Genomic DNA, 11,957 nt, shown 5'->3' with positions numbered 1-11,957 from the left:
CTGCCGTTCGCCGCAAAAGCGTGATATCCAGGCCCTATGAAGCGTCTCAATATCCTGCGGCGGTGGTTTGCCCAGAAGTTCGGCTTTGCGCGGCTGATGTGCCTTGCGCTGCTGGTTCTGTTTGCCGGCGCCCGCCTCTGGGATCCGCCGCCGATCCAGGAATTGCGGCTGCGCGTCTTCGACATGTTCCAGTTGATCGATCCGCGCCACAAGACGGCGCGGCCGGTCACCATCGTCGACATCGACGACAAGAGCCTCGCCAAGCTTGGCCAGTGGCCATGGCCGCGCACGCGCATCGCCGACATGATCCAGAACCTCACCAACAACGGCGCGGTGGCGATCGGTTTCGACGTGGTGTTCTCGGAAGCCGACCGGCTCAATCCGGATTTGGTCGCGGGTCAGATGCGCTATCTCGATGACGCCACCCGCGGCAAGCTGCGCGAGCTGCCGTCCAACGACCAGATCCTGTCCGACGCGATCAAGCACTCGCGCGTGGTGCTGGGCGAGACGGGGCAGCAGAAGGTCACGTCGGAAATCGACAAGACGCTGCCCTTCACCGGCGTTGCCACGGTCGGAGAAGAGAACGCCGAGCGTTTCCTGTTCGAGTTCCCCGGTCTGCTCCGCAACGTCCCTGTCATCGAGAAGGTCGCGGCGGGGCGCGGCCTGTTCAGTATTCCAATCGAGCGCGACGGCTTGATCCGGCGCGTGCCGATGATCATGCGCGCGCAGGGCAACATCATGCCCTCGCTCAGCCTCGAAATCCTGCGGGTCGTCACGGGAACACCAACCCTGCTGGTGCGCACCGACAAGACCGGCATCCGCGCGATCCGCATCAAAGGCGTCGAGATTCCGACCGACGAGAACGGTCAGCTCTGGGTGCACTATGCCCGGCAAGATCCATCGATCTACGTCTCGGCGGCCGATGTCCTCGACAACATGGTGCCGCCGAGCAAGCTTGCCGGCAAGCTGGTGCTGGTCGGCACCTCCGCGGTCGGTCTGAACGACATCAAGACCACGCCGGTGTCGCGGGCCATGCCGGGCGTCGAGATTCATGCCCAGGTGCTCGAAAGCGTGCTGACCGGCGCAGCGATCTCTCGCCCGAATTACGCGCTTGGCGTCGAATTGCTCACCGCGATGATCATCGGCATTCTGGTCATCATCTTCACCCCGAATCTCGGCCCCGTCCGTCTGGTGCTTGCCGGCGCGATGTTCGCGGCGATCCTCATCGGGGTGTCCTGGTTCTTCTACGCGCGGTACCGCTATCTCATCGACTTCACCTATCCGCTGCTCTCGACCACCGCGATCTATCTGACGCTGATCTTTGCCAGCTTCGTCCGCGAGCAGCGCCAGCGCGTGCAGATCCGCGGCATGTTCGCGCAATACATGTCGCCGGTGCTGGTCGAGCAGCTGGCGCAGTCGCCGGACAAGCTCGTGCTCGGCGGCGAGGAGCGCGAGATGACGATCATGTTCTCCGACGTGCGCGGCTTCACCACGATCTCGGAGAGCTACAAGCATGATCCGCAAGGGCTGATCGCGCTGATGAACCGCTTCCTGACGCCGTTGACCGACGTCATCATCGAGCGGAAGGGTTACATCGACAAATACATGGGTGACGCCATCATGGCGTTCTGGAACGCGCCGCTCGACGATGCCGAGCACGAGGTCAACGCCTGCGAGGCGGCGATCCAGATGCTCGAGAAGATCGATGCCGTCAACAGGGAGCGCGAGCAGGAAGCGGCCGACGGCGGCCATGTCTACATCCCGCTCAACGTCGGAATCGGTCTCAACACCGGCATCGGCGTGGTCGGCAACATGGGCTCCGACCTGAAGAAGAATTATTCGGTGCTCGGCGACAGCGTGAACCTGGCCTCGCGCTTGGAAGGCCAGTCGAAGGAGTACGGCTTTCCCATCATTGTCGGCTCCAGGACCGCACTCGCCGCCAAGGAGAAGTTCGCGATCCTCGAGCTCGACTTCATCATGGTCAAGGGCAAGACCGAGCCGGAAGTGATCTACGCCATCGCGGGCCGCGAGGACGTGATGCATTCGGGCGCGTTCCAGCGCCTGCGCAACATCACCATCGAGATGCTCGGCTGCTACCGCAGCCGCGACTGGCAGGGCGCACTGGATGCGATCGAACGGGGCCGCAAGAGCGAGGACGCCGACACGCTGGAGAAGCTGTTCAGGCTTTACGAGGCGAGGATCAGGGATTTCCAGGTCAATCCGCCGGCGGAGGGCTGGACCGGGGCATATGCGCTGCTGACGAAGTAGGGATGTGGGGTGGGCTTCGCAGTCGCCCACACTCCGTCATTGCGAGCGAAGCGAAGCAATCCAGACTGCCGCTGCGGAAAGATCCTGGATTGCTTCGCTACGCTCGCAATGACGAGTCTGCTGGGGCGATTGTGCGCAATAACCCCGGGCGGTCGCCCCAACGAAGGCCGCGACGACCACGTTCATTGAGGCGCGTGCTCGGGCGCCCCTCACTCCACCCCGATCGTCGTCAGATCCTGGAACCAGTGCTGCGCCTGCACGAAGTGCTTGATCTTCGGCGACAGTGCATGCGGGTTGGTGTCATGGACGACCCAGACCAGCGTGGCATCATCCACGATCAGCGCATGCGCTCGCGCCAGCAATTCATCCTGCTTCGCGCTATCGAAGGTCTGCTTGGCCTCGTCGATCAGCGCGTCGACTTTCGGGTTCTTGTAGCCGCCCCAGTTGACGCCGACAGGCGCGATCTGCCCCGAATGGAAGAAGCGGACGATGGCGTAGAGCGGGTCCGAGGTGACATAGGCGATGTTGTTGGCGGTGATGCCGGCGTTCATCTCGTCGGCCGCGCCCTTGCGCCAATGCGTATAGAGCGTCTCGAGCTCCACGACCTTGAAGTCGATCTCGATGCCGATCTCCTTGAAGCTCTGCTGCAGGAATTCGTTCATCGGCAGCGACAGCATCTGCCCCGTGCCTCCTTGCGCGATGATGAAGGTGGTCTTCAGCGGTTTTGCCTTGGAGTAGCCGGCCTCCTCGACGAGCGTCTTCGCTGCAGCCAGGTCATATTTCAGTTCGAAGCTGGGTTTACCGAACCATGGACTCGACGGATCGACCTGCCCCTTGGCGGGCTTGGCGAGACCGTTCATCAGGCCGACAACCGCCTCCCGGTCGATCGCGAGGTTCAGCGCCTTGCGCAAGCGGATGTCGGTCCAGGGCGAACCCGGCAGTACGCTGAGATGATAATTCCACACATGCGGCGTGACGTTGTCGACGAGCTTCATGCCGGCCGCCTTCAGCTGCGGCACCGCATCCGGCGCCGGCGTCTCGATCAGGTCCACTTGTCCGGCGAGCAGCGCATTGGTGCGCGTCAGCGCTTCCGGCATCGGCACCAGCACGATCTTGTCGGCCTTGGGAATCCGCTTCTTGTTCCAGTAGTCCGGATTCTTGCTGAGCTCGGCGAGCTCGCGCGGCACCAGCTTCGTCAGCTTGAACGGGCCGGTGCCGGAGGGCTGGCTTGCGAACTTGTCCCAGTCCTTACCGAGCTTTTCGTACTGCGCCGGGCTCGACACCAGGAACCAAAGCATCTGATAGGGGAAGAAGGAATCGACCGTCTTGGTGGTGATCTCCACCGTGAAGTCGTCGATCTTGGCGTAGCTGGCGACGGAGGGCAGGCGGGTCTTCACCTGCGCGCTCTGCCGCTTGTCGAATTGCGGCGCTTTATCGTTGAGCACCTTGTCCAGATTCCAGATCACCGCGTCGGCGTTGAACTCGCTGCCGTCGTGAAACTTCACGCCCTTGCGGAGGGTAAAGCGCCATTTGGTCTTGTCGGCATCGTCGACCTTCCATTCGGTGGCGAGGCCCGGCACCAGCTTGCCGGGTCGATCGGCGACATCCATTTCCCAGGCCACCAGCGGATCGTAGATCGTGTAGGCGGTGAACTGATAGGCGCCGGCGCCGCGATCGGGCTGGCCCGTCGTCAGCGGAATGTCCGCCATCGAGATGCCATAGCGCACCACCGTTTCGGCGCCCGCTGAGATCGCGGACAACGCCAGCGCAAGCACGGCGAGACAGGTCGACAGACGAATACGCATGGCCCAAAGCTCCCAGGAGACGTCGAAGCCAAACGTGCAATCTTGATGCCAGAATAGGCAGCGCGCCGTTTCCGCCGGTGCGTCATCACAAGGACTTGTCGCCGCATGGGCAATTTGCAGAATAAGTTTCTCCCTGGCATAGCCATTGCATACGATTGCATCAAAATTAATCATCGAAAGCCGGAAGAGGACTGAGGCGATGCTAATCAAGAACAACAAGACCCGCGCGGCGCTGATTGCGCTCTTGGCGCTCGGCAGCGCGGCCGCATGGCCACGCGCGGTAGCTGCGGAAACTGTGCTGCGCATCGGCATGACCGCTGCCGATATTCCGCGCACCCTGGGCCAGCCCGATCAGGGTTTTGAAGGCAACCGCTTCACCGGCCTCACCATGTATGACGCGCTGACCGGCTGGGATCTGTCCTCCGCCGACAAGGCGAGCGTGGTCATCCCCGGCCTTGCCACCGAGTGGAAGGTCGACGATGCCGACAAGACAAAATGGATCTTCAAGCTGCGCCCCGGCGTCAGCTTCCATGACGGCTCGCCGTTCAACGCGGATGCGGTGGTGTGGAACGTCGAGAAAGTGCTGAAGCAAGACGCGCCGCAATTCGACGCCAGCCAGGTCGGCGTCACGGCCTCGCGCATGCCGACGTTGGCCTCCGCGAAGAAGATCGACGACATGACGGTCGAGCTCACCACCAAGGAGCCCGACAGCTTCCTGCCGATCAACCTCACCAATTTGTTCATGGCGAGCCCGGCGAAGTGGCAGGCCTTCTACGACAAGGCGGAAGGTGCCGATGCCAAGGCGAAGTCGCAGGCCGCGTGGACCGCGTTCGCCAAGGACGCCTCGGGCACCGGCCCGTGGAAGATGGCAAGCTTCACCCCGCGCGAACGGCTCGAGCTCGTCAAGAATGCGAACTATTGGGACAAGGCGCGCGTGCCCAAGATCGACAAGATGGTGCTCTTGCCGATGCCGGAAGCGAATGCGCGCACCGCCGCGCTGCTCTCCGGGCAGGTCGATTGGGTCGAGGCGCCGGCACCGGACGCGCTGCCCGAACTCAAGCAGCGCGGCTTCAAGCTCTACGCCAACGAGCAGCCGCATGTCTGGCCCTGGCAGTTCTCGCGCGTCGAGGGCTCGCCCTGGAACGACATCCGCGTGCGCAAGGCGGCGAACCTCTGCGTCGATCGCGAAGGCCTCAGGGACGGCCTGCTCGCCGGCCTGATGGTGCCGGCAACCGGCACCTTCGAGCCCGGCCATCCCTGGCGCGGCAATCCCACCTTCCAGATCAAGTATGACAAGGCGGCTGCGCAAAAGCTGATGCAGGAGGCCGGCTATGGTCCCAACAAGAAGCTGACCGTGAAGACGCAGACGTCTGCGTCCGGCTCGGGCCAGATGCAGCCCTTGCCGATGAACGAGTACCTCCAGCAGGCGCTGGCCGAATGCTATTTCGATGTGCAGCTCGACGTCATCGAATGGAATACGCTGTTCACCAATTGGCGCCGCGGCGCCAAGGATCCCAGCGCCAACGGCTCACACGCGACCAACGTGACCTATGCAGCGATGGACCCGTTCTTCGCGCTGGTGCGCTTCCTGCAATCGGGCATGGCGCCGCCGGTCTCGAACAATTGGGGCTTCATCAACAACCCCAAATTCGACGAGCTGGTGAAGAAGGCGCGTCAGACCTTTGATCCCGCCGCACGTGACGCCGCGCTCGCCGAGTTGCACGCGGCCTCCGTCGACGATGCGGCCTTCCTCTACGTCGCCCACGACGTCGGCCCGCGCGCGATGAGCCCGAAAGTGACAGGCGTCGTGCAGCCGAAGAGCTGGTTCATCGACTTCTCGCTGGTGTCGATGCAGTAGTGAGGCGCTAGCAAGGTACTCGGTGTACCCTCTCCCCTTGTGGGAGAGGGTGGCTTCGCGACAGCGAAGCCGGGTGAGGGGTCTCTTTCCGCGGACACCCCTTTCGCGTTCGTAACGACTGTATCCGCGGATAGAACCCCTCATCCGGCGCCGCAGCCGAAGCTTCGCTTCGGCGTCGACTTAAGAAACGGCCGCCGGAGGCGGCCTATGCCACCTTCTCCCAAGGGGAGAAGGAAGAAAGAAGACCAGTGCTCGCCTATACCGCCAGACGCATTGTCTATGTCGTCCCCATCGTCATCAGCGTGGCGCTGGTTTGCTTCCTGCTCGTGCACATCACGCCGGGCGATCCGCTGGTCGCCGTGCTGCCGGCCGACGCGTCGCAGGAGCTCGCCGCGCAGCTGCGCGCCGCCTACGGCTTCGACCGCCCGCTGCCGGTGCAGTTCGGGCTGTGGCTGCTCCGTGCCCTTCATGGCGACCTCGGCAATTCCATCGCGACCGGGCGCCCGGTGCTGGCCGAAGTCATTCGCGCAGTCGGCAACACCGTCACGCTCGCGATCGCCGCCGCCATCATCGGCTTCACCATGGGCATCCTGCTCGGCCTGATCGCCGGCTATTTCCGCGAGACCTGGATCGACAAGGTCGCGACCTCCTTTGCCATCGCCGGCGTATCGGTGCCCCATTACTGGCTCGGCATGCTGCTCGTCATCATCTTCTCGGTGCAGCTGAACTGGCTGCCCGCGGTCGGCGCCGGCCCCAGCGGCTCCAATTCCTGGGCCTGGGACTGGGCGCACCTGAAATATCTGGTGTTGCCGGCGATCACGACCTCGGTGATCCCAATGGGCATCGTCACCCGCACCGTGCGTGCGCTGACCGGCGACATCCTCTCGCAGGATTTCGTCGAAGCCTTGCGAGCCAAGGGCCTGCGCGAAACCGGCGTGTTCCGCCACGTCATCAAGAACGCCGCGCCCACCGCGCTCGCGGTGATGGGGCTTCAACTCGGCTACATGCTCGGCGGCTCGATCCTGATCGAGACCGTATTCTCCTGGCCAGGCTCGGGCTTCCTGCTCAACTCCGCGATCTTCCAGCGCGACCTGCCGCTGCTGCAGGGCACGATCCTGATCCTGGCGCTGTTCTTCGTCTTCCTCAACCTGCTGGTCGACATCGCCCAAGCCGCGATCGACCCGCGCATCAAGCGGGGCTAGCGGGATGAGCGAGCTTCCCTTGTCAGCCACCGCCGACGCCGCGCTGCAGGCCGCGCCTGCCACCAAGGCGCGCGGCTATTGGGCGACGGTCGGACGGCGCATCATGCGCGATAGGGTCAGCATGGCCTGCGCGCTGGTGCTGCTGCTGATCTTCCTCTCCGCGATCCTTGCACCGTGGCTCGGTCTCGAAGACCCCTACAAAGGCTCGATGATCCGCCGCTTGCGCCACATCGGCACGACAGGCTATCCGCTCGGCACCGATGAACTCGGCCGCGACATGCTGGCGCGGCTGATCTATGGCGGGCGGTTGTCGCTGGTGATCGGCATCCTGCCGGTGATTCTGGCCTTCTGCATCGGCACCTCGCTCGGTATCGTCGCCGGCTATGTCGGCGGCAAGCTCAACACCGCGATCATGCGCACGGTGGACGTGTTCTACGCCTTCCCGTCCGTGCTGCTGGCGATCGCGATCTCCGCTGCGCTCGGGGCCGGCATTCTCAACTCCATCGTGGCGCTGACCATCGTGTTCGTGCCGCAAATCACGCGCGTCGCCGAAAGCGTCACCACAGGCGTGCGCAACATGGACTTCGTCGAGGCCGCGCGCGCCTCGGGCGCCGGCGCCTTCACCATCATGCGCGTGCACATCCTCGGCAACGTGCTGGGCGCGATCTTCGTCTATGCGACGAGCCTGATCTCGGTCTCGATGATTTTGGCGGCCGGTCTCTCCTTCCTCGGCCTCGGCACGAAACCGCCGGAGCCGGAATGGGGCCTGATGCTGAACACGCTGCGCACCGCGATCTATGTCAATCCATGGGTCGCAGCCCTGCCGGGTGCGATGATCTTCGCGGTCTCGATCTGCTTCAATCTGCTCTCGGATGGCCTGCGCAGCGCCATGGACATCAGGAATTAGCGAATGATGAGAGTGACGCACACAGTTGCGGTGCTGGAGGTGCTACACCTCTCCCGAAGGGAGGGGTCGGATTGCATCGCAAGATGCAATCCGGGTGAGGGGTTACGCTCGATCGAGTTTGCCGTGCCCCCTCACCCGGCGCTGCGCGCCGACCTCTCCCCGATGTGGAGAGGTGAGGGACAACGGCCATGAGCGAAACCAACACCTCCGTCGCCATGCTGGAGCAGGTCGAGGACGTTGGCGGCGTCGCGCAGCCGCTGCTCCAGGTCAACGGCCTGACCAAGCATTTCCCCGTGCGCGGCGGGCTGTTCGCTGCCAAGCGCACCGTGCGTGCGGTCGACAATGTCTCGTTCTCCGTCGCCAAGGGCGAAACGGTCGGCATCGTCGGCGAGTCCGGCTGCGGCAAGTCCACCACCGCGCGCCTCTTGATGCATCTGATGCCGTGCGATCACGGCGATATCATCTATGACGGGATGACCGTCGGGCAGTCGTTGAGCTTACGCGAGCTGCGCCGCGGCATGCAGATGGTGTTCCAGGATTCCTACGCTTCGCTCAATCCGCGCCTGACAATCGAGGAATCCATCGCGTTCGGCCCCAAGGTCCACGGCATGGCGGACGGCACGGCCCGGGCGCTGGCGCGCGAGCTGCTCGGCAAGGTCGGCTTGCGCCCCGAAAACTTCGCCAACCGCTATCCGCACGAAATCTCCGGCGGTCAGCGCCAGCGCGTCAACATCGCCCGCGCACTGGCGCTGTCGCCGCGGCTGGTGATCCTGGACGAAGCCGTCTCGGCGCTCGACAAATCCGTCGAAGCGCAGGTGCTCAATTTGCTGGCCGACCTCAAGCGCGAGTTCGGCCTGACCTACGTCTTCATCAGCCACGACCTCAACGTCGTCCGTTACATCTCTGACCGCGTGTTGGTGATGTATCTCGGCGAAGTCGTCGAGCTCGGCCCGGTCGACCAGGTCTGGGATCAGCCGGCGCATCCCTACACGCGCGCCCTTCTCGCGGCGATGCCGTCATCGGACCCCGATAGGCGCACCGAGACGCCGCCGATCACGGGCGATCCGCCCAATCCGATCGATCCGCCCTCGGGCTGCCGCTTCCACACCCGTTGTCCGTTTGCGGAGCCGCTCTGCGCAAATGCGACACCAAAGCTCACGGCGCTGGATAATATGGGCCATGAGGCCGCGTGCTACATGGCTATACCGGGTTCAGGCCATAGCCGCGCGCCCAGGGAGAAGACCGAATGACGAGACCGACACCGAAAGAGATCAAGCCGATCGCGCAAATTGCCGGCGTGCCCGTGGACGACGAGATCGCAACCCGCATCTCCAATGCCATCGGACCTGCCTTCGAAGGCTTCGCCGCCATCGCCGGCACGCTGCCATTCGATCTCGAGCCCGCCGGCCATGTGCTCGCGCAGACGCAGAAGGTGTCGAAATGAGCACCGAGCCTGCCTTCATGACGCTTACCGAGGTCGCGCGTGCAATCGCGATGAAGCAGCTGTCCTCCCATGAGGTCACGCGTGCGCTGCTGCACCGCATCGCGCAATGGCAGCCGCATCTCAACGCCTTCATGTCGATCGAAGCGGAAGCGGCGCTGAAGGCGGCGGATGCCGCCGATGGCGAGCTGGCCAAGGGCAATGTCCGTGGTCCGCTGCACGGCGTGCCGCTCGCGCACAAGGATATGTATTATGACGCGGGCCACGTCTCGACCTGCGGCTCCCTGATCCGCCGCGATTTCGTGCCGACCGTCACGTCCACCGCCCTGCAGCGGCTGAAGGACGCCGGCCAGGTTCGCCTCGGCACGCTGCACCTCGCCGAATTCGCCTATGGTCCGACCGGGCACAACGCCCATTACGGCCCGGTGCGCAATCCCTGGAACGTCGCGCATATTACCGGCGGCTCGTCTTCGGGCTCCGGCTCGGCGGTCGCCGCGCGGCTGACCTATGCCGCGCTCGGCTCCGACACCGGCGGCTCGATACGCATGCCCGCGCATTTCTGCGGCGTCACCGGTCTGAAGACGACCGTGGGCCGCGTCAGCCGCGCCGGTGCAATGCCGCTGTCGCAATCACTCGACACCGTCGGCCCGCTCGCCCGCACCGCCGAGGACTGCGCGCTGTTGCTGGCGCTGATGGCCGGCCCCGATCCCGCCGATCCGACCTGCAGCCACGAGCCGCTGTCGGACTATGTCGCGGCGACGAAAGGCTCGCTGAAGGGTCTCAAGATCGGCGTCCCTGCGTCTTTCTACGTCGACGATCTCGACAGCGAGGTTGCGCGCGTGCTCGACGAGACCATCGCGGTGCTCAAGCGCGAAGGTGCCGACATCGTCAAGGTCGAGCTGCCGGACCAGCGGCAATTGTCGTCGGCCAGCCAGCTCGTGCTCGCCGCCGAAGCTGCCGCCTTCCACAAGCGCTGGATGATCGAGCGTCCGCAGGATTACGGCGCGCAGGTCCTGATGCGGCTCCAGAACGGTCTTGCCGTTCCCGCCATCACCTATCTCGAGGCCATGCGCTGGCGCGGGCCTGCGCTCGCCGCCCACAACGCCGCAACCGCCGGCGTCGATGCGGTGATCGCCCCGGCCTCCCCGGTGCCGGCGCCGACGATCGAGGAGAGCGATGTCGGCGGCGGCTCGAACGCGCCGGCGCTGTTGCAGCGGCTGACGCTGTTCACCCGCCCGGTGAATTTCCTCGGCCTGCCGTCGCTCACCGTGCCCTCCGGCTTCACCAGAAGCGGCTTGCCGGTCGGCATGCAGCTGATCGGCCGCTCCTTCGATGAAGCAACCCTGCTCACCATCGGCGCCGCGTTCCAGCGCGCCACCGACTATCACGACCGGATACCGAAACTGCCGTCATGACAAAACTCGTCGAGATCTCAGGCCTCAACATCCGCTTCACCGGCGAGCGCACGGTCTATGCCGTGAACGACCTCAGCCTGTCGCTCGGCAATAGCGAGGTGCTGGGCCTGCTCGGCGAATCCGGTTCGGGCAAGAGTGTGACGCTACGTGCGCTGATGCGGCTATTGCCGAAGAAGCGCACGCAGATCTCCGGCACTGTCAATGTGATGGGACAGGACGTGCTCGCGATGAACGACGAGCAGCTATCGTCCTTCCGCGGCCAGACCGTCTCGATGATCTTCCAGGAGCCCGCGCTCGCGCTCGATCCGGTCTACACCATCGGCGCGCAGATCGCCGAAAGCGTGGTCCGCCATGAAGGCAAGAGTTTTGCAGAGGGCAGGGCACGTGCGCTGGAGATGCTCGAGGTCGTGCGCATTCCCTCCGCCAAGCGGCGGCTCGATGCCTATCCGCATGAAATGTCCGGCGGCATGCGCCAGCGCGCGATGATTGCCTTGGCGCTCGCCTGCCGGCCAAAAATCCTGCTGGCCGACGAGCCGACCACCGCGCTCGATGCCACCGTGCAGATCCAGATCCTTTTGCTGCTGCGCGAGCTGCAGCGCGAGTTCGGCATGTCCGTCATCTTCGTTACCCACGACATCGGTGTTGCGATCGAGATCTGCGATCGCGTCGCGGTGATGTATGCCGGCCAGATCGTGGAGCAGGGGACGCTTCGCGACATCGTGCGTTCGCCCGTGCATCCCTACGCCAAGGGCCTGCTCGCCTCCACCATCCACGGCGCCAAGCGCGGCGCCCGCCTGGAGACCATCCCCGGCACGCCACCCTCGCTCGCCGAGAAGCCGCACAATTGCTCCTTCGCTCCCCGCTGCGCCGTGGCCCAGCCGCGCTGCCTGGAGCAATTGCCTGCGAGTGTCGAGGTGGGGGCAGGACGAGCGGCAAGGTGTGCGCTGGCAGGGCCGGTGGTTGCAGCGTAGCCACCGCCCAACCGGCGAGCCGCGAACAGCATTCACACCCCATTCATCGCGGTTCCCGTTCCATGGCTCCGTTCACGGAGAGGGACCTTA

At 64.5% G+C, this 11,957-nt stretch carries 9 protein-coding genes; 8 read left to right on the top strand and 1 reads right to left on the bottom strand.

What is annotated here, in order from left to right:
- The first annotated feature begins 36 nt into the window (after nucleotides 1–36).
- Entirely contained in the window at nucleotides 37–2,268 is a 2,232-nt protein-coding gene (locus P6U27_RS34550; RefSeq protein ID WP_129142755.1) for a CHASE2 domain-containing protein, read from the top strand.
- A 209-nt stretch (nucleotides 2,269–2,477) separates the two neighbouring features.
- On the opposite strand, the gene P6U27_RS34545 is transcribed toward P6U27_RS34550, so the two are convergent.
- On the bottom strand, nucleotides 2,478–4,073 hold the full coding sequence (locus P6U27_RS34545; RefSeq protein ID WP_122405861.1) for an ABC transporter substrate-binding protein: 1,596 nt from the start codon (nucleotides 4,071–4,073) through the stop codon (nucleotides 2,478–2,480).
- 199 nt (nucleotides 4,074–4,272) lie between these two features.
- Here P6U27_RS34545 and P6U27_RS34540 point away from each other — a divergent pair, with 199 nt between their 5' ends.
- The 7 genes from P6U27_RS34540 to P6U27_RS34510 all read left to right on the top strand — a co-directional run bounded on the left by P6U27_RS34540 (nucleotide 4,273) and on the right by P6U27_RS34510 (nucleotide 11,867).
- The gene (locus P6U27_RS34540) at nucleotides 4,273–5,931 is read left to right on the top strand and encodes an ABC transporter substrate-binding protein (protein WP_407193427.1); all 1,659 of its coding nucleotides are present in this window, start codon (nucleotides 4,273–4,275) and stop codon (nucleotides 5,929–5,931) included.
- Nucleotides 5,932–6,179: 248 nt separating this feature from the next.
- On the top strand, nucleotides 6,180–7,133 hold the full coding sequence (locus P6U27_RS34535; protein ID WP_407193426.1) for an ABC transporter permease: 954 nt from the start codon (nucleotides 6,180–6,182) through the stop codon (nucleotides 7,131–7,133).
- 4 nt (nucleotides 7,134–7,137) lie between these two features.
- A complete protein-coding gene (locus P6U27_RS34530; protein ID WP_407193425.1) occupies nucleotides 7,138–8,040 on the top strand; it encodes an ABC transporter permease in 903 nt (300 codons plus the stop codon).
- A gap of 188 nt (nucleotides 8,041–8,228) precedes the next feature.
- Nucleotides 8,229–9,290, top strand: a complete 1,062-nt coding sequence (locus P6U27_RS34525) for an ABC transporter ATP-binding protein (protein WP_162500470.1) — start codon at nucleotides 8,229–8,231, stop codon at nucleotides 9,288–9,290.
- Complete coding sequence (locus tag P6U27_RS34520; protein WP_407193424.1) at nucleotides 9,287–9,484, top strand: hypothetical protein; 198 nt, start codon at nucleotides 9,287–9,289, stop codon at nucleotides 9,482–9,484. Before P6U27_RS34525 ends, P6U27_RS34520 begins: the two co-directional genes overlap by 4 nt.
- On the top strand, nucleotides 9,481–10,896 hold the full coding sequence (locus P6U27_RS34515; protein ID WP_407193423.1) for an amidase: 1,416 nt from the start codon (nucleotides 9,481–9,483) through the stop codon (nucleotides 10,894–10,896). Before P6U27_RS34520 ends, P6U27_RS34515 begins: the two co-directional genes overlap by 4 nt.
- Nucleotides 10,893–11,867 carry an ABC transporter ATP-binding protein gene (locus P6U27_RS34510; RefSeq protein WP_407193422.1) on the top strand — a complete coding sequence of 325 codons (975 nt, stop codon included), beginning with the start codon at nucleotides 10,893–10,895 and terminating at the stop codon, nucleotides 11,865–11,867. The genes P6U27_RS34515 and P6U27_RS34510 overlap by 4 nt, the downstream gene beginning before the upstream one ends.
- Nucleotides 11,868–11,957 lie beyond the last annotated feature (90 nt).

This window comes from Bradyrhizobium sp. STM 3566 (assembly GCF_045571445.1).
GTDB classification, from domain to species: Bacteria; Pseudomonadota; Alphaproteobacteria; order Rhizobiales; family Xanthobacteraceae; genus Bradyrhizobium; species Bradyrhizobium vignae.
The sequence above is the reverse complement of the archived record's forward strand: the minus strand, read 5'-3'. Positions and strand labels throughout refer to the sequence as shown.

Coding starts and splice junctions, on each gene's coding strand:
- P6U27_RS34550 (WP_129142755.1), top strand. CDS start 37: ATGAAGCGTCTCAATATCCTGCGGCGGTGGTTTGCCCAGAAGTTCGGC.
- P6U27_RS34545 (WP_122405861.1), bottom strand. CDS start 4,073: ATGCGTATTCGTCTGTCGACCTGTCTCGCCGTGCTTGCGCTGGCGTTG.
- P6U27_RS34540 (WP_407193427.1), top strand. CDS start 4,273: ATGCTAATCAAGAACAACAAGACCCGCGCGGCGCTGATTGCGCTCTTG.
- P6U27_RS34530 (WP_407193425.1), top strand. CDS start 7,138: ATGAGCGAGCTTCCCTTGTCAGCCACCGCCGACGCCGCGCTGCAGGCC.
- P6U27_RS34525 (WP_162500470.1), top strand. CDS start 8,229: ATGAGCGAAACCAACACCTCCGTCGCCATGCTGGAGCAGGTCGAGGAC.
- P6U27_RS34520 (WP_407193424.1), top strand. CDS start 9,287: ATGACGAGACCGACACCGAAAGAGATCAAGCCGATCGCGCAAATTGCC.
- P6U27_RS34515 (WP_407193423.1), top strand. CDS start 9,481: ATGAGCACCGAGCCTGCCTTCATGACGCTTACCGAGGTCGCGCGTGCA.
- P6U27_RS34510 (WP_407193422.1), top strand. CDS start 10,893: ATGACAAAACTCGTCGAGATCTCAGGCCTCAACATCCGCTTCACCGGC.